Source organism: Nocardia sp. NBC_01329 (assembly GCF_035956715.1).
GTDB lineage: Bacteria > Actinomycetota > Actinomycetes > Mycobacteriales > Mycobacteriaceae > Nocardia.
In genome coordinates this window covers 1923929-1942704 of record NZ_CP108381.1, presented here as the reverse complement: position 1 = coordinate 1942704, position 18776 = coordinate 1923929, and the positions used below count along the sequence as shown (strand labels likewise).

The following is an 18776-nucleotide window of genomic DNA, read 5'->3' as shown; positions in this document are numbered from 1 at the left end:
CCGGCGGCCGTACGGCGATATCGCCACCGGTCCTTTCCGCGGTGAAGCATTCGAGCACTTACACGATAGGCGGCGTGCGGTGCACAGGCCGCGAACAGCACTCGATTCGCCGAATCCCGGAGAGTCGCGGGATCGGCGGGGAGAATCCGTGGCGAGGATCTGTCCGACCAGGGCTGTTCCCCTACCCCGTGTACCGCCCGATCAGGGTGGGCGGAGCGCGACCTCGCCGCTTCCGGCGCCCGGCGGTATCCGGTCGAGCAACCGGCGCAGCGCGGCCGGAGTGTGACCGAGGTGGTCGCGGACTGTACGGGTCAGATGTGCCTGATCGGCGAAACCGAGACGTACGGCGAGATCGGCGAGGCCGGTCTCACCGTCGGCGAGGCTGTCGACGGCCCGCCCCACGCGGACCCGGTTTCGGTAGCGGGTCAGTGACAGACCCATGTGCTGAGAGAACGACCGGCTCAACCGATACGGCGAAACCTCCAGCAGTGCGGCCAGCGAGCGCAACCCGGCCGCTTCGGGGGCATCGCTGATGATCGCTTCGCGGGCCGCCGCGACCAGCACCCCGTCGGCGGGCCGCGGCCGCGGACTCGGCCGTCCGGTGGCGAGGGCGACGAGCCGGAGCAGGTTCTCGGTCAGCGCGTAGTCGATATCGCCGGTACCGGCAGCGGCGAGCAGGCGGCGGTGGGCCAGTTGGATATGTGCGTCGACGTACAGTGCCCGCGGGTTCGCGGCACCTTCCAGGAGCTCGGGCGCGACGGTCACCGAGGTGCAGACATCGCCGCCCGCAGGGTGCGCGAACCGTTCCTCCTCGCCCGGTGCGCCCAGGTAGCCGACAGTCGAATCCAGGTCGGCACAGTTCGTGTCGGCTCGGCGCCGGAACCGGCCACGACGTACGAGCACCAGCCGGTGATCATCACGCGCCTCCGGCTCCGACCAGCGGGTGTGGTCGGAGCCGCAGGCCACCGTGATCACGGTGAACTCCGGCCGGGCGGCGAGGGTCGTGGTGGACAGCACCGGGGAACCGTACGCCTGGGGTACGACGGAAATCGCTCCGCAAGAATCTTCAAGACCCGCGGGCGGTCCGGAATGAATTCTGGGTCGGCACATCACCACAGCAGAAAGAGACAATCATGACCGTTCACGCGGACCTCGCCGCGATCACCATCGACTGCGCTTCGCCGCAGACCATGGCGGAGTTCTACCGCAATGTCACCGGATGGAAGATCACCCACCTCGACGACGATTCGGCCTACCTGGGCGAAGGCCCGATCCAGCTCGCTTTCCAGCGAGTAGAGGGGTACCGGGGGCCGGGCTGGCCGGATGCCGGTAAGCACGCCCATCTGGACTTCTCGGTCGCCGATCCGGCGGGCGCGATCGAACAACTGCTCGCGCTCGGTGCGACCGAACCCGAGTTCCAGCCGGGCGAAGGCCGGTGGACGGTTCTCGCCGATCCCGAAGGTCACCTGTTCTGCATCGCCGCGGCCTGATCCAGGAGAACTCCATGGCTTCCGTTCACAGAGAATTCGTCGTCGAGGCCGCACCCGAGGAGGTCTGGGATGTGTTGAGCGACTTCGGTGCCGTGCACGAACGCCTCGCACCAGGTTTCGTCGTGAGCACCCGGCTCGATGCCGATACCCGCACGGTCACCTTCGCCGACGGCACGATCGTCAGCGAGCGACTCGTCGCTCTCGATCCGGTGAGCAGACGGGTCGCCTACACCGTGGTCGGCGGGAGTCTGCACCCTTCCCATCATCACGCCACCATGCAGGCGTTACCGGAGGATGGCGGCCGGACACTGTTCGTCTGGCACACCGACGTCCTTCCCGACGTGCTCGCCGAAACGATGGCCGAGTTCGTCGAACTCGGATCGGCGGTCATCAGCCGGACCCTGAGAGCGAGCGGAACGCCGCTGCCGACCGGTTCGGGGCTCGACCAGGAGAACACATCCCGGCCGGGCGGACACCGGGAAGGCGACCGCCGAGCGGACGGCTGACCTTTCGCCGGGCGGCCCGCGTAGGCGGGCCGCCCGCTGGGCAGGCGGGTTCCCATACCAGCGCAAGCCGTCGCGGAGTCTCAGCGGCCCGCTCCGGCCCGTATCGGTCGGGCCGGCCGGCAGCGGCAAATCGCGCCGCTATTCGTCCACCGCTGTTCGATCCCCGTCCCCCGTCGGTGCAAACCTGTTCAGTACGAAGCGCCGAAACGCGCCGGACGCCGCGGTGATCCGCGGTTCGGTCGACCAGGTTTCAGTTGGTCTCGTTGCGGACCGAAGCCGACTTCTGGGTGGTGCAGTGGCTGCTGACCGGGACCTCGGCGACCGGGAAACCCGTCTGCGTCGACCTCGCGGATTTCGTCCTGGTCGAGAAGGGCGCGGTCGAGGAAAAGCATTCCTATGTCGACGGGGTGGCCATGCAGGCCGCGCTGGCCTGAACCCCGGTTCGAGCGGGGAGCTACGACCACCGATGAGCGGTCGGCGCGAAGACCAGGATTTCTTCGAAAGAACCGGCGAAACAGAGACCTGACCCGTGGGCTGCCGGTCCGTAGCATTGTGTCATGAGTACTTATGTGACGACGAACCCGACCACAGGTACTACTGAACACGAATTCCCGGGACTGACCGACGACCAGATCTCCGGGCTCGCCGGACGTGCCGCCGAAGGATTCGAGGCATGGCGGCTCACCACGGTGGCCGAACGCGCCGACGCGCTGGCCCGAACTGCGGATCTGTACGAGAAGCGAGCTGCGGAACTGGCCGCTGCCATCACCCGGGAAATGGGCAAACCCGCGAAAGAGGCGGCCGGGGAGGTGCAGCTCGCCGCGGATATCTATCGCTGGTACGCCGAGCACGGACCCGATCTGCTGAAGACCGAACGACTGGACCCTCAGGGCGCCGACGAATCGCTGGTCCAGAAATTACCGATAGGGCCCCTCCTCGGAGTGATGCCGTGGAATTATCCCTACTATCAGGTGGCTCGTTTCGCCGCGCCGAACCTATTGCTGGGCAATACGATAATTCTCAAGCACGCCTCGATCTGCGCGGCCTCGTCGAAACTCATGGCCGATGTGTTCCACGACGCGTCGGTCCCCGAGAACGCGTACATCAACATCTATGCGAGTTCCGGGCAGATCGCCGAACTCCTCGCACGTCCGGAGATTCGCGGTGTCTCACTGACCGGTAGCGAACGAGCGGGCGCCGCGGTCGCGGAGGAGGCCGCGAAGAATCTGAAGAAGTCGGTACTGGAACTCGGCGGTTCCGATCCGTTCATCCTGCTCGATACCGACGATATGGCGAAAACGGTTCAGGCCGCCGCGCGGGCGCGGCTGTCGAATGCGGGCCAGGCGTGTAATTCGCCGAAACGTTTCATCGTCCTCGACGATCTCTACGACGACTTCGTCCAGGGGCTGGTGGGCGAGTTCGATCGCGCTGTGGTCGGAGATCCGGCGGACCCCGGGACCGAGGTGGGGCCGCTGTCCTCGGTCGCCGCGCGCGATACCGTCGCAGAGCAGATCAGCACCGCCGTGGCGCAGGGAGCGACCCTGCACACGGGCGGCTCGCCGTTGGACGGCGGCGGGGCATTCCTCAGGCCCGCCGTCCTGACCGGCATCACCCCGGAGATGGACGCGTACTCCCAGGAGATCTTCGGGCCGGCCGCGATGGTCTACAAGGTCTCCTCGGCCGATGAAGCGGTGCGGCTCGCCAACGATGTCGACTTCGGCCTGAGCGGATCGGTGTGGAGCAGCGATACCGGGCGGGCCGCGGAGGTCGCCGATCGTCTCGACGTCGGAATGGCCTATGTCAACGAGCACGGGACCACGCTGCCCGGTCTGCCCTTCGGCGGGGTCAACCGGTCCGGCTACGGCCGTGAACTCGGGCGCTGGGGACTGGGCGAGTTCGTCAACAACAGGCTCCGGCGGACCTCGTCCCACTGATCGCCGCGCCGGGAGCCGGCCGATCGACCACCGGACAAACCCAGGAGGTAGCCATGACCCGGGCGGAGAAGGTCGATTTCGGTGCCGTGCGATGGGGTTCGGTGGAATGGACCAACCTCGTCACTCTGTATCTGCGCGCCTGCGACAGTCGCTCCCCGCAACCGATCCTGGGCGATAGCGCGGCAGCCGACGCGGTGGACCGGATCGACTACGACTGGGCCCGCGTGCACCGCTCGGTCCGGCCCGGACTGAACCAGTGGCTGGTCGCGCTGCGGGCCTCCCGCCTCGACGACTGGTCGGCGGACTTCCTGAGCCGTCACCCGGATGCCACCGTGCTCCACCTCGGGTGCGGAATGGATACCCGGGCGTTCCGGTTACGCCCGCCACCCGAGGTGCGGTGGTTCGACGTCGACCAGCCGGAAGTCATCGCCCTGCGGCGCAGGCTGTACGACAACAGCGACGGTTACCGGATGATCGGTTCCTCGGTAACCGATACCGCCTGGCTGACGGAGATCCCTGCCGATCGGCCCACAATGGTCATCGCCGAAGGCCTGCTCATGTATCTGCGCGAACCGCAGGTCCGTACCCTGCTCGAACGCCTCACGGTTCGATTCACCGGCGGGGAGCTCCTCTTCGACACCGTGTCACCGTTGGGCCCGCGCCTTTCGAAGATCTTCACCAAGGGCATCATCACCTGGGGAATCGCCGACGTACGGGAACTGGAGCGCTGGAATCCCCGGCTGCGCTTCCTCGAAGAAGCGTCCGCTCTGGCAGGTTCTGAACGGATTCCCACCGCCCCGCTGCGACTTCTGTACCGGCTGCTCTGCGCGACACCGGCCGGGAAGTACGACGTCTCGAACCGATTCGCGTTGGGAGCCGATGGGTCGTTGGGAGCCGATGGGTCGTTGGGAGCCGATGGGTCGTTGGGAGCCGATGGGTCGTTGGGAGCCGATGAGTAAGGACTGCCGAGCCCGGTAACCTACCGGTCCGGACCCGGTTCCGCGCCGCGAGCGGAGTCGCCGGTGAATGTTCCGTGTCGTCCGGCGCCTGCGGCGAACCGTCCGGCGCCGGGGACAGCGTCGTGTTCGAGCGCCCGGAGGCCGTGTCGCCATTCGTTGACGATCGCGTCGTCGAGCCCGTACGCGAACTGTTCATGGGCCGAGGCCCGGTCTTCGCGCAGGCATACCTGCGGGAACTCGGCCAGTGTGCGGGCGAGTTCCCGGGCTTCCATCAGGGCGCGGCCCGGCGCGCTCACTCGGTTGGCGAGACTGAGTCGCGCGGCTTCGGGCGCCTCGACCGGGCGGCCGGTGAGAATCATGTCCAAGGCCGCACTCAGCCCGATCAACCGCGGCAGCCGCACCGTGCCTCCGTCGATCAACGGCACACCCCACCGTCGGCAGAACACACCGAACACCGCGGCCGGATCGGCCACCCGCAGATCGCACCACAACGCCAGCTCCAGCCCCCCGGCCACGGCATATCCGTCGACGGCGGCGATGACCGGTTTGTTCAGCCGTAACCGCGTCGGGCCCATGCCGGGTGCGCCTTCGCCGGGCGGCAGTGCCCGCATAGTGCCCGCGGCCACCGCTTTCAGGTCCGCGCCCGCGCAGAAGTGTCCACCGGCGCCCCAGAGTACGGCCACCGCCGCGGTGGGGTCGGCGTCGAATTCCTCGAACGCTTCCAGCAGGGCCCGGGCATGCTCGGTGTCCACGGCGTTGCGGGCCTCCGGCCGGTCCAGGACGACCGTCCAGACGGCATCGTCCTTCTCGATTCGCACGCTCACAGTTGTTGACTCCTTTCGAAGCAGATCAGCGTCAGACCGGAGATCAGCGCCCACCACTGGTCGTCCACGCGTCGCTGGAGCAGAACCCTGCCCTGGCCGTCGAAGACGATGACGCTGACCCCGGGAAGCTGAAGCAGTTGATGACCGACAGTGTCCCGGATATGACGGATGAAGTCCGGAGTGGGCATGCGATCGACACCAACCGGCCCGGCCCCAGGCTCTGAGAATCAGATGCCGCCCGAATCGATCGGCCCCGAACCGGTTAACGTCGCGCAACATCACCATAGATTATGTTGCCGTGTTACATTCGACGCAGCGCACCGAAAGGTGACCGCCCGGTATGTGATGGAGGCGCGATGACGATCGACACCGCCACCTCGCTCGATGGCCAGCCCGTCGGTGCGGACACCGACCGGCCCAGCATTCCCCGCGTCTACGACTACAGCCTGGGCGGTAAGGACAACTACGAGGTAGATCGTTCCGCATTCGAACGGATCCGGCGAATTGCGCCGCGGCAGGGCGACGTTCACCATATGAACCGGCGCTGGCTGGCGCGGGTCGTGCGCTCGTTGGCCGAAGGCGCCGCAGTTCAGCAGTTCTTGGACCTCGGCGCCGGCCTACCCACCCGCGATCCCCTGCACGTGGTCGCGCAGGAGTGCGGGCGCAAGGACGTCGAAGTCGTGTACGTGGACAACGACCCGCTCTGCGTCGCCCACGGTCGAGTGATGCTGGAACGGAACGAGAACACTCACTACCTACCCGGCGATCTCACCGATGCCGCAGCGATACTGGACGACGCCGGCCGCTACCTGAACATGCGGGAACCGATCGCGGTCCTGCTGGGCGCGGTTCTCCATCATCTCGACGACGACCACGATCCGGCGGGGGTCGTATCCCGATACATCGAACTGCTCCCGGCCGGTTCGTACGTGGCGATCACCCACTACTGCGATCCCGGTCCCGGTGATGCCGAACTCCATGAACTGGCCGGGCAGCTCGAAAAGGCCCATACAGGCGAGGAATTCGGGTCGGGCCGGTACCGGAGCCCGCAGCACATCCGTGAACTCTTCGGCTCACTGGACCTGGTGGAACCCGGGCTGACGCCGCTGGACGAATGGTGGCCACAGGGCCCTCCCGTCCGGACAAAGGCACCCGAAGAACACCTCATCCTCGGCGGTCTCGGCCGAAAGCCGGGATACGGTCGCATCCGGGCCGTGGGGTCGGAGAATCTTTCCCGGTCCCGCACGTTCTCGCACCGGTGAGGCACCAACTCTCCGGCCCGGGCCGGTCCCTCGGACACTCGATCCGGCCGTACAGTCCTACACCGGCAATCGGCACCGTCCCACCCGTCGGAAAGCTGCTCCCACCCCAACTCTTCCCACGTCACGGTCATACCGAGACGCTATCGGCATCCCTCGCCTACAGCCAGGCCACATCCCGGAGCCGACCGGGATCCACAGCCTGTGACGGTGGATCCCGCGCCCGAGCGTGGTCGGTCGACTCCGGTTTCACACAGCGGTTCCGGCACGACCGCCGGTCGAACCGGGCAGTGCCGGCTCAGCGCCGGGCGCGCCGCCAGTTCCAGGAGCGCCCACCGGAACTCGCGCGCGCAGTGCCGAATCCGGCGAGATGCAGGGCGATCAACAACAGCCCGAGAATGATGAGAGTGCCGCCGTTGACCTCATCGCCGAGCGTGGCATCCGCCAGATCGAGAATGAGGCCGAGTGCGAACACGACGGCAGCGGCAATGGCAAACATGAGAACCTCCTGATGTTCCACCGGAACGATGACACCTGAGCAGTTCATCGAGTTCCTGTGTTGCACATACCCGCAATCCGCGGCTACACACGGCGGCGAGCGAATCGACCGGCATCGTGAGCGAGCCCGGGAAATCGCACAAACCGGCCCCGGCTCTGCCATCTGGCGTGAGAGGTGGCGACGCTGACTGTATCGGCCGATCCACGAACCCGGGCTACTAGAGGGGCGGGCGTTGACCGGAGTGACATGAACGGGCGATAGAGCACCGGACCCCGAACATGAGAAAGCTCCGCACCTCAACGGTGCGGAGCCCGAAACTCACGCGGAATCAGATCGCGCGGACGTCCTGAGCCTGCGGGCCCTTCTGGCCCTGGCCGATCTCGAACTCCACACGCTGTCCCTCTTCGAGGGACTTGAAACCCGAACCGCTGATCGCGGAGTAATGCACGAAGACGTCAGGTCCGCCTCCGTCTTGAGCGATGAAGCCGAAGCCCTTTTCGCCGTTGAACCACTTCACACTGCCTTGCGCCATGCTTAAATACTTCATTTCTGTAGGTGAGCCGTGCAGATCACTTCGATTAGCCCGGTCTCGGGACACCAGTGTGCCACACTCAAGGAAACTTGTGCGCCCGGGGTGGGCTGTCGACGCGCGCGGAGTCGTTTCCCGACCCGTTCCGGCAGTCCGGAACGGGGAAGATCAATGATGGCCGGGCGACCGATGACGGCGTCGGCCACCCGGCACTACCCGGCCCCGCTGCCCGATTACCGGTGATTCCCACCGACCGATTACCGGTGATTCCCACCGACTGCTCGGGCGCGGAACCGGTGGTCGCACCGGCGGAGTGGGTTCACCTCCGGCGCACCGGCATTGGGAACAGCGACCGCTGCCGTCGATGGCGGCTCCGGTAGTGTCCCCCCTTCCTGCCGTTGGCCGAACCGCGTTCCGAACTGTGAGGTTGCTCCTTCAAATGACCGACATCGACGATGACCGGGAACGACGAGATTTCGCATTGCAGGTGTTCGGGCATATGCGTACGGCAGGCGTGACCGATGTCTCCTACGATGCCGGGGAGTTCGCAGCCCGATACGACGGTAACGACGCCGTTCTCCACCTCGCCAACCTCTTCGCGGAGACGCGCGACCGATCGCCGGAGGAGACACAGGAGTGGCTGGCGCGGATCGTGCCCGCACTGGTGACTCCCCAGGCACCACCCGACAGCTGGGAGGATGTGCGGCCGCTGTTGCGGCCCGTCCTGCGGCCGTCGACCTACGCGTTGGACGACGAGGGGTCACGGGTCCGGCGGTCACTCTTCCCGTTCATCGACGAACTGCTGGTCATCGACTACCCGGATGTCATCAATTTTCCCGACGAGTCGAAACTCGCCGACTGGGGCGTGACCGCGGCAGAGGCGTTGACGGTCGCGCGGGAGAATCTGGCCGCGGTGGTGCCGGTAGCGGAATTGCCGAACGACGGAATCGTGAGAATAACGGTCGACGAGACCGACTATCTGTCGTCGTGGATTCTGGTCTCGGACTGGCTGCTCGTCTCGACCGCGACCTTCGAACATCCGCCGGTCGCGTTCATACCGGACCAGCAGACCCTGATAGTCGTTCCCGGTGACCCGGAGATGTTGTCCGAAGCATTCGACATGGTGGAACAGGAGTACCGGGAGGCAGCTCGACCGCTCTCGCCCCAGGGCTACACCGTCGACGAATCCGGCCTGGTGATCCCCCTCGACCTGGTGGCCACCGACAACGACGTCGAGGTGGCCCGGGCCCGCGCCCTCCTGGCCAGTGTCGAATACAACACCCAACAGCAATGGCTGGAGGAGAACTATCGGGCCGATCTCGAGGCGCTCTACGTGAGCAGCCTGATGATGTCCGAGCGCGAAGACGGTATCCGTACCGTCGCGGTCTGGGGCGAGGGAGTCGACGCGGCCCTGCCGTTAGCCGATTTCATCGCTTTCGCCACCGAGGACGACGACCGGTCCATCCAGGTACCGTTCGATACCGCTGTCGACCTCACCGGAATCGCCCCGATACCCGGCGTGCACCCGCCTCGCTTCCGCACCGGTGCATGGCCCGCGCCGGCGGTGTTCGAGCGACTCACGGAGGTTGCGGTGGCATTTTGACGAACATCCGGGCGGGCGTCCTGTCGGTGGCCGACGCCGGGCTTCCGAGCGAATCCCACTCACCGATTCGCGTCGGCGCGGGAACTAACACTCGCCACTATGTGTAGCTGGGCACTCCCCGCGTTTCTGGGTCTGGCTCGCGGCCGCGTGCGGGTTCCGGGCATTTCTGCCTTTGGCGATCGCGCTGCCGCTTCTGATCCCGATCGCGCTGGGTGTGCTGCTGTTCATCGCGTGGTTACCGGCCAGGGAACTTTCACTCGGGTTCGCTGATGCCGGTGGTCATGAACAGAGTGCGGCGACCGACTTCGACCGTGTGATCGGCGAAACGCTCGTAGTAGCGTCCCAGCAGCGCCAGATCGACCGCGGTGGTGGTACCGCCGGTGTATTCGGAACCGAGAAGGTAGTTCAGCAGATCGCGGTGCAGTTGATCCATCACATCGTCGTGGCCTTCGAGTGCCGCGGCCGCTTCGGCATCGCCGGTCGCCAGGACCCGCGCGGCCGAACCGGCCATCGATACCGCGGACGCGCCCATCCGGGCAACGGTGTCCCGCAACGGATCCGGCATTACGGGGTCAGGATGCCGACGGCGCACCAACCCGGCGATATGAGCGCACAATCCGCCCATCCGCGCGAGGTTGGCCGACAGTTGGAGCGCGGTCACTACCCGCCGCAGTTCGGAGGCCACCGGGGCCTGCAGAGCCAGCAGCATCACCGCGGACTCCTCGGCGTCCCGGCCCATCGCCTCGACGTGGGCGCACAGGTCGATCGCTTGTTCGGCCTCCTCGATATCGGAGTGGAGCAGAGCCCGGGTGGCGGCGGCGATCGCGGTCTCGTCGCGTAGGCACATCTGCTCGAGCATCCCGGTCAGCTGTTCGAGTTCCTCGTGGAAGCGAGTCCGCATAGCCCATCGAAGCACAGCGATCACCGAAGATCTCGGGCCGGGCGCCGCTCCCGGCCTCCCTGCGCCGATCACTGCCATCGGTACGGTTTCGGTCTACCCGGCCGACACGGTGGATCCGGCTCGCCGGTTCTCAGAAATCGAAGCCACCGCCGTCGAAACCACCGCCGTCACCGCCCCAATCGTTCTGGCCTCCGGTGTCGCCCCCGGGACCGCCGTAATCCTGATCTCCGGCGGACAGCCCGTCCGTATACCCTTCGCCGTAGCCGGATTCGAAGCCTTCCGCGCCGTAGCCCACACCGGACATACCGGAGAACATCGAGGTGAACAGCAGCGCCGAGCCGATTCCCCAGGCGCCCGCGACCAGGGCGGGCTTCCACCAGGGTTCGGAGTACCAGCCGGCCGGTACCGGCCGGCCGGCGACGCGCCCGCCCGGATAGTAGTTCGGCGTCTCGGACGAGGGATGGGGGGACGCGGCGATACGGCGGTTCTCGAAGTCGATCACGCGGTCTTCGCTGACTTCGCCCGCGGTGGCCCGCCCCTCGAGCTCGGGCACAGCCGGACCGGGGTCCATATCCATGGCGGTCCGGGCGGCGCGGATGTAGTACAGCCCCTCGACCGCGGTCTGTTTCGCCAGCCGCGCCTGGACCGGGCTGCTGGCCTGATCGACCTGTGAACCCGCCGCGATATAACGCTCCGACGCGTCGGCGAGCGCAAGCTGTGCGGCGGCGTTGCTGCCGTTCAGATTGTAGATCTGGCCGCCGAGCCGCTCGTTGACCCGGCGTGCCTCGGCCAGTGCATCGGCCAGTTCGGTCGCCGCGCGTTCCCTCGACTGCCGGGACCGCCACACCAGGGCGGCCGCCACCAGCACCACCACCACAACGATCAGTAGCCATTCCATGGTCACGCACTCCTTCTATCAGCGGAGCACCGTGTGCCCAGCCTACCTGCCGCGGTTGTGCCCGCGGCGCGGTGAGAAGCGACGACCGTGGTGAGTCTCGAGAGGTCCGGACCGCGCGCCGATATCACGGATCAGGAGGGTCCTCGGTGGAATCCGCGGTGGGGATGTATCGGTTCAATTGCTCGGGATCGGATTCCGCGCCGTCGGCGAGCAGATGAAGTACCCACTGCGATTTGCCGTTGTTCTTGGCGCGGTACAGGCCCGTGTCGGCAGCATCGATCAGGGTTTCGGCCTGCCCGCTCTGCACCGTTGTCAGCACGGCCCCGATGCTGGCCGAGACCTGAACCCGGTGGTTGGTGGTCGTCACCGGGTCGGTCAGCGCACCCAGCAGGCTGTCCGCCACGCGGCCCATCTTCCGGACGTCTACCGGCGGCGGTACCAACGCGACGAATTCGTCGCCACCTATCCGGGCCACCAGGCAGTCCAGGTCCTGCACACTCGCATGCAGGCGATCGGCGACGGCGGCCAGGACCCGGTCGCCGGTGCCGTGGCCGTATCGGTCATTGATGTGTTTGAAGCGATCCAGGTCCACGAAGCACAATCCGATCTGCTCGTGGCCCCCGGCCTCGCTCATCACGGTATCGAGTCGCTCCAGCAACTGACGCCGATTGGCCAGGCCCGTGAGCGGATCGTGCCGGGCCTGGCGGTGCAGTTCCTGGCGCATCCGGTGCTGTTCGGTGACATCCTCACCCACCGCCAAGAGGTAGTTCGGGTGGCCCGCTCCTCCTTCGACGAAAGTGATGGAGAAAGATGCCCATCCGTAACTGCCGTCGACCCGGCCGAGCTGCTGCTCCAGCTTCACAGTCCCTTGACGGTTGGGAACGAGTTTCTGGTAGACGAGATTACGGATCCGTTCCCGATCCTCGGGGTGCGCGAATTCGTAGACCGAGATTCCGCGCAGTTTGTCGATGGGGACGCCGATCATATCGGCGAGCTTTTGATTGGCATCGAGTAGGACACCGTTGGTGTCGCCGACGGCGATGGCCACCGCCGCGTTCTCGAACACCACCCGGTAACGCTCGTCCGATTGCCGGCTGGACCGAACACCGTCTTCGTCGGCGGCGGCGAACCGCCGCTGCCGATGCGTGCCGAAACCCTCACCCAGTTTGGTCAGCAATATCGACATCCGTGTCACGGTGCCGGGGTCGGCTCCCGGCCCGACGAGATTCCACAGGATCGGCACGGATGCCGCCGGCACGTCGTCGATACTCGCATCCACGGTGGCCAGCGCCGCGCCGATCCTGGCGCCTGCGGCGGGTTCGAACGGTGTTGTGGTGAGAGCTTCGGCAAAATCGGCTACCAGCCAGTGCAGGAGCTGATCGATATCCGAGTCGGGCGGCGCGGGTTCGCCGGTCGCCCGAAGTGCCCGAGACCATGAGCGGACCAGTTCATCGTGCTCCGACCCGTCCATCACGCCCCTTCATCTGCTGCTTCGACTCCGCCGCAGCTCCGCGTCACCCCGGTCGAGCGTCACCGCCCCGATGAATGATCATCCTTCCTCATCGGACCGAGCCTTTTCCAGTCGGCCGGGATTGTTCTCGGCGAAAATTCCACCGCCCTTGTACCGGGTCGTCATCAGTTGCCATACCCAGGTGGCCTGGACACAGCCCTCGAGATCGTCGAGATGGGTCCGGACCGGCGCCGCCTGGCCGCTGCCCACGATGTCCGGATCGGCACAGCGCGCGGCGAGCGCCGCGTGTAGTCGGCGGAACTCGGTAATTCTGTCACGGACCAGGCCGGCGGCGGTGTGCACGGCGTCGGCCAGTGTCGCTCCCGGGCTGTTCAGCAGACATACCGGTATCAGGTTGAAATCCGAGCGGTCGACAATGCACTCCTTCTCGAAGGAGAACATATCGTTCATCAGTGCACCGATCTCAGCGGTGAGCCTCCGTAATCGGCGCAGATCGTCCAGGAGCCCTACGGCGTCCAGTCGCTCCCGGTCCAGATAGCTGTCCCGTCCGAATTCGCACAGGGCGATAGCCGGGTACATACCGGATACCTGAGCACGGAGATCGATGTACTCGGTCGCCGTCAGCAGGTCGCGGCGGGACCGGGCGTTCTGGTCCCGGATGGCGGTACGTAGATGCTCGACCGTCGATTCCAGGAACCCGTCGAGCCACTGTCGTTCCGCATGCTGCGCGGTGAGCCGGGCGAGGACGTCGGCCGTAGCGATTTCGATCGGCGAGGGTTCCTCGGGCACAGTGCGCGATTCGAGCAGGCGGCACAGCCTGTCGAGCTCGTTGCGCGCCCGGCCCTGTTCGGCACCGGACAGATGACCGAACTTCTCGCGGCCCACGGTGTCGTTGAGCCAGAACAGGATCGCATTGAACAGGCCGATGGTGGCCAGCCGTTCCGCACTGACCGGGCCCGGGTGTAGATAGGGGGTCATACTGTTGTAGTGCGCGCCCCCGGGCTCCAGCCAGATCCCCTGAGCGCGGCAATACTTCTCCACGTCCCTGCATACCTGTTCGCCGAACTCGCTCGGCCTGAACTCTCTGCTGTAGTCTGCGATATCGCAGTCGGTTGTACTGAAGAGTTCCCGCAACGACCAGGGCCGGTCCGCGCGAACCCAGGTCTCGTGTTGAGCGCGCATATCCGCGATATTCCGCTCGAGCGCCGATGTATACCGAGAAGTCACGACGACTCTCCTCCCGCGTGATCCAAACCCTTCAAGTTTGGTCGACGCGGGCGACTGTGTCATCCCGGCAGCACTCACCGGCCGCGGCATCGCGAAACACCGAGGTCGGAGGTCGGGCCTCTCCGGGTGGGCGCAGCGCGGACGGCCGTCGAAGTTCGACGGCTCGGTCAGTCCGAGGCCACGGGCCGTGTCAACGCTGCGAGCAATTTCGCGCGGTCTCCGGGCGAACCGTTCCATTTCCCGTCGTCCTCGACGATATCGGCCAAGGCGCGGAAGACCACGTCCAGCAGCCCCGGGAACCGGGCCTGTAGGTCGTCGTAGCGCAGGCTCATCACCCGGGTGCGGCCGACGACCGTCGTCCGGGTGATACCCGCTTCACGCAGCACGCGGTAGTGATGCGAGAGCGTGGACTTGTGCAGTTCGATGGTCCGGCTGAGGTCGCCGCAGTTCTCGCCCTCGTCGCAGGCCAGGCAGGCCACCAATTGCAGTCGGATCGGATCGGACAGCGCGTGCATGACCGCCGCGATCTCGAGGTCGGCGGTCTCCGGGTGTGACAACTCGGTGGGCATGCGCACACCTCCCCAGGTCTTGACAGTTTGACGATCATACAACAATATCTGTTTGAGATTCTTCAAACAATCAGGAGGCGCAGATGTCCAGTGGAATACGCACGCCCGTCACGGTCCTTGGACTCGGACTCATGGGTTCGGCGATCGCGAAGACATTTTTGGCGGCCGGGCATCCGACGACCGTGTGGAATCGGACGGCGGCAAAGGCCGACGCCCTGGTCGAGATCGGCGCGAAGGACGCGGCGTCGGTGACCGAAGCGGTCGGCGCCGCGCCCCTGATCGTCGTCTCGTTACTCGACGACGACGCGGTGGCGAAGGTGTTGAGCGCCGCGGGCCCGGCACTGCGCGGAAAGGTGCTCGTGAACCTCACGTCCTCGACCCCGGAGCAGTCGAGAGCGCGCGCCGAATGGGCCGACGTCCACGGCGTCTCCTACGTGGACGGTGCCGTTATGGCGGTGCCGCAGGGCCTCGGCACACCGGATGCGCTTCTGCTGTACTCGGGATCCGAAAGTGGCTACCGCACAGCCGAACCGGCTTTGAAGGCTCTGTCCGAAAAGGGAACCTATCTGGGCGCGGACCACGGACGCGCCGCCGCGTTCGACGCCGCACTGGTGTCGGTGTTCTGGCTCTCGCTGTTCGGCGTGTCAATGGGCATCGCGCTCGCTGAGGCCGAGGGGATCAGGGGCAGCGAGCTCGTCCCGTTCACACCCGCCCTGATCGGGCTGATGCCCGGGCTGATGGCGCAAACCGCCGCGCAGGTCGAAGCCGACCACTACCCCGCCGACGACACCACCATCTCGTCGGCCTACGAAGCCTTCACCACGCTCCGCACGATATTCGCACACCACGGAATCGACACCGGTGTACTCGACGCATCGGGTGACGTGTTCCGGCGCGCCTTGGATTCCGGTTACGGCGCCGATGGGCTCGGTCGTCTGGTTCCCGTACTCGGCGGAGGCCGGTGACCTCAGTCGTGGAATTGAGGCTTGGGTTCTGTGGCTGGTCGGGCCTGGATCGCGTGGAGGGTGTCGAGGGCTTCTCGGCACCAGTCGACCCAGAACTGTTCCATCGCGATGCCGGCTTTGAGGACGAGGTGTCGCAGCGCGTCGGCGTCGGTACCGATCGAAGCGAAGTCGCGGTTCTGGACCTCGGTGTGTTCGCCGAGGTTGCCGTTGTGTACTGCGAGGTGGTGTTCGATGACCGCCCGGAGCCCGTCGAGATCCCCGCCCGAGGCCGCCGCGCGGGTTTTCACCATGAGCGATTCCCTGGAGTGGGTGGGTTCGTCGATTTCGCCGGTCCACTCGTGTAGAGCGGTCGTACCGGATTCGGTGATGGTGAAGCGTTTGGGTTGGCCACGTTCCGAGCGTCCGGGTAGTGGTACCTCGGTGATCCAACCGGTGGTGCGGAGCCTCTCGAGTTCGCGGTAGATTTGCTGGTGGGAAGCCGACCAGAAGAATCCGTAGAGCCGATCGAAGCGCCTGGCCAGCTCGAAGCCGCTGCATTCGCGTTCGGTCAGGGCGGTAAGAATCGCGAACTTCAGTGCCATTCCCCGTATGGTAGACAACCGGCCGGGCGGAGTGTTCCTCGATTGCCGGTGAACGCGGGGGGCGGACTCGCTGAGAAACGCTGCCACTGCGGTCTCGTGGTCGCGGGTGCGGCGGGTGCGGATCATCTGGTCGGCTTCGAATTCCCGAGCGGAGTCGAGGGTCGTTCCGCTGGTGTTGTTCGCTGCGGCTTTGATCGCTGCCAGCGCCGCGGTGGGCCCGGCGGCCAGTGAACGCCCCGTTGTGTCGAAGGCGTTGTCGGCCACGAGTCGGTGGACGAGACCCGGGCAGAGCGCTTCGGCGGAGCCGATGACACGGGGCGCGGCAACAGGACGAAGACCAGGCCCGCGGCCGGCCTAGATCGTTCACGAACGTGGGCTGGAGTCAGTGCACCGGCAGCTCGGTTGCCTCGCTGAGAACGACGGCGAGATCGTGGCGAGCCCGGTCGTACTGTTCGGTCAGGGTGGCGACGAGTTCGGCGGTACTACGGCGTTCGGTGACTGCGCCGATGCCCTGGCCCGCGCCCCAGACGTCTTTCCATGCCTTGGCTTCTGTGATCCCACCGGATCCGAAGTCCATCTTCGAGGGGTCGGACTGTGGCAGTTCGTCCGGATCGAGGCCCGCGGCAACGATGCTGCCGCGCAGGTAGTTTCCGTGCACGCCGGTGAACAGATTGCTGTAGACGATATCGGCGGCGCCGGAGTCCACGATCATCTGTTTGTAGTCGGCTACGACATTGGCTTCGGTGGTGGACAAGAACGCTGAGCCGATATAGGCGAGATCGGCGCCGGCGGCTTGCGCGGCCAGGATCGAGCGGCCGTGGGCGATCGCTCCCGACAGCAACAGCGGCCCGTCGAACCAGGTACGGATCTCCTGGACCAGCGCGAACGGCGACTGGGTACCAGCGTGCCCGCCGGCGCCCGCGGCGACGGCGATGAGACCGTCGGCGCCCTTCTCGATCGCCTTGTGCGCGAATCTGTCGTCGATGACGTCGTGGAAGACCACACCGCCGTACGAGTGGACCGCGTCGTTGATCTCCTGACGCGCACCCAACGAGGTGATAACGATCGGCACCTCGTGCTCGACGATAACGGTCATATCGGCCTCGAGACGGTCGTTGGAGCGGTGCACGATCTGGTTCACCGCGAACGGCGCCACGACGGCGTTCGGGTCAGCCGCTCGGTAGGCCGCGTTCTCCTCGGTGATGCGGGCCAGCCAGTCGGTCAGCATCGACGCCGGACGCGCGTTCAGCGCGGGGAACGACCCGATCACTCCGGCGCGGCACTGGGCGATCACGAGTTCGGGACCTGAGGCGATGAACATCGGCGAACCGACGACCGGCAGGGTCAGGCGGCTGGACAGCCACAGCGGAAGAGCCATGGGAAACCTCCGAGAGGGACGAGCGGCGCGACGCGCCGCGAGTAGCAGTGGGTTCACGGTATTTCCCGAACCGCTTTTGTGCAACTCGTTGCATAATAGGTTTCGGCAATCACTGTCGTGCGCCGCGTCCGTTGTTCATGGCCCTTCACCGGCCCGACCAATCGGCTCGTGGGCGCGTCGTCCGATCATCGACCTCGCTATCGCCGGAACGGCTCGATGCTGCGCTGAGGCCGACACCACAATCGCGCGACGGGTCCTGACCGGTTGCCGGCTCGTCTTGGCGACCTCCTGCAGTCGTCACCCCTCGTCCGGGGTCACCTTCCGCACGAACCCTGCGAGACCCACAGCCTCGGGTGTGATCTCGATGGCCCTCGCGGTCGCAGCCGCAGTGGTGACCCCGATCCTCGAAGCAGTGTTGTGCTTCCGGTGATGCGCGCCGGAACACCCCTGGACGCAGCCGATCCGGCTCGGTGACCCGCCGCCTGCCGTCGACAGGATGGACGACATCACGGGGCGTCTTCCGGGGAAGCGGATGCGCGCACGAGCTGGCCGGACATGGCTTTGGTGACGAAATCGGGGATAGCGGGCGCGAAGATCCGGAGGTAGGCGTCGATCCATTCGTGGCGGGACTCGAGGAACGGGTAATCGGTGGGGGCCATATGGCGGATGGCCAGTATCGGCAGGGGCGCGTCGAGCGCCGGGAAGGCCGGATTGTGCAGTCCGGAATAAGTACATCCCGGATAGAACTGGCCGAGCATCAGACCTTTGGTGACGAATCCGGTTTTCAGGTCACGTTGAACGGTGTCGAGCGCTGCATGATCGATGAGTTCCGGAAACACCGCGAGGACCGCCCTGAACTGCGAATCGGGTGGATCCCGCGGTGGCAGGAGCGGGAACAGGTCGTACAGATCATCGACGATGTCCACGATGCGTCGCACCTCGATATCGCGACCTCCGACGAAAACGGCCCAGAGGAACCGGTGTGCGATGGCATGGCTCATATAGGGGCAGACGGGACCCGGTCGACCGAGATCCGGGTGGGCTCGGCACAGGTGCTCACGAGCCCACTGCCGTAGCTCGGCCGCCGACGGGTACTCCGCGGCCCCAGCTTCCGATTCGGCAGCGAAAAGGTTGACCGGAACTACGCCGGAACGTCTTCCGAGCATGCGGTTCGTTTCCATGA

The 18776-nt window shown here is 66.0% G+C and carries 21 protein-coding genes; 8 read left to right on the top strand and 13 right to left on the bottom strand.

The features are described 5' to 3' along the window. Nucleotides 1–201: 201 nt before the first annotated feature. Entirely contained in the window at nucleotides 202–1017 is an 816-nt protein-coding gene (locus OG405_RS09055) for a helix-turn-helix transcriptional regulator (protein ID WP_327151174.1), read from the bottom strand. A 116-nt stretch (nucleotides 1018–1133) separates the two neighbouring features. Here OG405_RS09055 and OG405_RS09050 point away from each other — a divergent pair, with 116 nt between their 5' ends. The 5 genes from OG405_RS09050 to OG405_RS09030 all read left to right on the top strand — a co-directional run bounded on the left by OG405_RS09050 (nucleotide 1134) and on the right by OG405_RS09030 (nucleotide 4889). Then, nucleotides 1134–1490, top strand: a complete 357-nt coding sequence (locus OG405_RS09050) for a VOC family protein (protein WP_327151173.1) — start codon at nucleotides 1134–1136, stop codon at nucleotides 1488–1490. Between the two features lie 14 nt (nucleotides 1491–1504). Next, nucleotides 1505–1996, top strand: a complete 492-nt coding sequence (locus OG405_RS09045; protein WP_327151172.1) for an SRPBCC family protein — start codon at nucleotides 1505–1507, stop codon at nucleotides 1994–1996. A 254-nt stretch (nucleotides 1997–2250) separates the two neighbouring features. Further along, entirely contained in the window at nucleotides 2251–2430 is a 180-nt protein-coding gene (locus tag OG405_RS09040) for a hypothetical protein (protein ID WP_327151171.1), read from the top strand. Between the two features lie 123 nt (nucleotides 2431–2553). Continuing rightward, a complete protein-coding gene (locus OG405_RS09035) occupies nucleotides 2554–3930 on the top strand; it encodes an NAD-dependent succinate-semialdehyde dehydrogenase (protein ID WP_327151170.1) in 1377 nt (458 codons plus the stop codon). Nucleotides 3931–3983: 53 nt separating this feature from the next. Continuing rightward, entirely contained in the window at nucleotides 3984–4889 is a 906-nt protein-coding gene (locus OG405_RS09030; protein WP_327151169.1) for a class I SAM-dependent methyltransferase, read from the top strand. 20 nt (nucleotides 4890–4909) lie between these two features. Here the strand turns inward: OG405_RS09030 and OG405_RS09025 are convergent, their stop codons facing one another. Together OG405_RS09025 and OG405_RS09020 are read right to left on the bottom strand one after the other, a co-directional pair. Then, nucleotides 4910–5713, bottom strand: a complete 804-nt coding sequence (locus tag OG405_RS09025) for a crotonase/enoyl-CoA hydratase family protein (protein ID WP_327151168.1) — start codon at nucleotides 5711–5713, stop codon at nucleotides 4910–4912. Further along, the gene (locus OG405_RS09020; RefSeq protein ID WP_327151167.1) at nucleotides 5710–5901 is read right to left on the bottom strand and encodes a hypothetical protein; all 192 of its coding nucleotides are present in this window, start codon (nucleotides 5899–5901) and stop codon (nucleotides 5710–5712) included. The genes OG405_RS09025 and OG405_RS09020 overlap by 4 nt, the downstream gene beginning before the upstream one ends. A gap of 168 nt (nucleotides 5902–6069) precedes the next feature. Here OG405_RS09020 and OG405_RS09015 point away from each other — a divergent pair, with 168 nt between their 5' ends. Next, nucleotides 6070–6975 (top strand): SAM-dependent methyltransferase, encoded by a 906-nt coding sequence (locus OG405_RS09015; protein WP_327151166.1) that lies wholly within the window; start codon nucleotides 6070–6072, stop codon nucleotides 6973–6975. Nucleotides 6976–7270: 295 nt separating this feature from the next. Here the strand turns inward: OG405_RS09015 and OG405_RS09010 are convergent, their stop codons facing one another. Both OG405_RS09010 and OG405_RS09005 read right to left on the bottom strand, forming a co-directional pair. Beyond that, nucleotides 7271–7471 (bottom strand): hypothetical protein, encoded by a 201-nt coding sequence (locus OG405_RS09010; RefSeq protein ID WP_327151165.1) that lies wholly within the window; start codon nucleotides 7469–7471, stop codon nucleotides 7271–7273. A 328-nt stretch (nucleotides 7472–7799) separates the two neighbouring features. Next, nucleotides 7800–8003, bottom strand: coding sequence for a cold-shock protein (locus OG405_RS09005; RefSeq protein WP_062996784.1), 204 nt, complete (start codon nucleotides 8001–8003; stop codon nucleotides 7800–7802). A 436-nt stretch (nucleotides 8004–8439) separates the two neighbouring features. Between OG405_RS09005 and OG405_RS09000 the strand changes: the two genes are divergently transcribed. Continuing rightward, a complete protein-coding gene (locus tag OG405_RS09000) occupies nucleotides 8440–9603 on the top strand; it encodes a hypothetical protein (RefSeq protein WP_327151164.1) in 1164 nt (387 codons plus the stop codon). Between the two features lie 253 nt (nucleotides 9604–9856). On the opposite strand, the gene phoU is transcribed toward OG405_RS09000, so the two are convergent. From phoU to OG405_RS08975, 5 genes are all read right to left on the bottom strand, one after another. Then, on the bottom strand, nucleotides 9857–10504 hold the full coding sequence (gene phoU, locus OG405_RS08995; protein ID WP_327151163.1) for a phosphate signaling complex protein PhoU: 648 nt from the start codon (nucleotides 10502–10504) through the stop codon (nucleotides 9857–9859). Nucleotides 10505–10634: 130 nt separating this feature from the next. Then, nucleotides 10635–11402, bottom strand: a complete 768-nt coding sequence (locus OG405_RS08990) for a DUF1542 domain-containing protein (RefSeq protein ID WP_327152277.1) — start codon at nucleotides 11400–11402, stop codon at nucleotides 10635–10637. A 124-nt stretch (nucleotides 11403–11526) separates the two neighbouring features. Further along, nucleotides 11527–12873 (bottom strand): sensor domain-containing diguanylate cyclase, encoded by a 1347-nt coding sequence (locus OG405_RS08985; protein WP_327151162.1) that lies wholly within the window; start codon nucleotides 12871–12873, stop codon nucleotides 11527–11529. Nucleotides 12874–12951: 78 nt separating this feature from the next. Continuing rightward, a complete protein-coding gene (locus OG405_RS08980; protein ID WP_327151161.1) occupies nucleotides 12952–14100 on the bottom strand; it encodes a terpene synthase family protein in 1149 nt (382 codons plus the stop codon). Nucleotides 14101–14267: 167 nt separating this feature from the next. Next, complete coding sequence (locus OG405_RS08975; protein WP_327151160.1) at nucleotides 14268–14669, bottom strand: ArsR/SmtB family transcription factor; 402 nt, start codon at nucleotides 14667–14669, stop codon at nucleotides 14268–14270. An 83-nt stretch (nucleotides 14670–14752) separates the two neighbouring features. Here OG405_RS08975 and OG405_RS08970 point away from each other — a divergent pair, with 83 nt between their 5' ends. Further along, nucleotides 14753–15634: an NAD(P)-dependent oxidoreductase gene (locus OG405_RS08970; protein WP_327151159.1), complete on the top strand. Its 882-nt coding sequence runs from the start codon at nucleotides 14753–14755 to the stop codon at nucleotides 15632–15634. 2 nt (nucleotides 15635–15636) lie between these two features. Here OG405_RS08970 and OG405_RS08965 read toward each other — a convergent pair whose 3' ends face one another. The 3 genes from OG405_RS08965 to OG405_RS08955 all read right to left on the bottom strand — a co-directional run bounded on the left by OG405_RS08965 (nucleotide 15637) and on the right by OG405_RS08955 (nucleotide 18774). Beyond that, entirely contained in the window at nucleotides 15637–16215 is a 579-nt protein-coding gene (locus tag OG405_RS08965; protein WP_327151158.1) for a PadR family transcriptional regulator, read from the bottom strand. 382 nt (nucleotides 16216–16597) lie between these two features. Next, nucleotides 16598–17593 (bottom strand): NAD(P)H-dependent flavin oxidoreductase, encoded by a 996-nt coding sequence (locus OG405_RS08960; RefSeq protein ID WP_327151157.1) that lies wholly within the window; start codon nucleotides 17591–17593, stop codon nucleotides 16598–16600. A 506-nt stretch (nucleotides 17594–18099) separates the two neighbouring features. Beyond that, nucleotides 18100–18774, bottom strand: coding sequence for a DUF6875 domain-containing protein (locus tag OG405_RS08955; RefSeq protein ID WP_327151156.1), 675 nt, complete (start codon nucleotides 18772–18774; stop codon nucleotides 18100–18102). Between the last annotated feature and the right edge of the window lie 2 nt (nucleotides 18775–18776).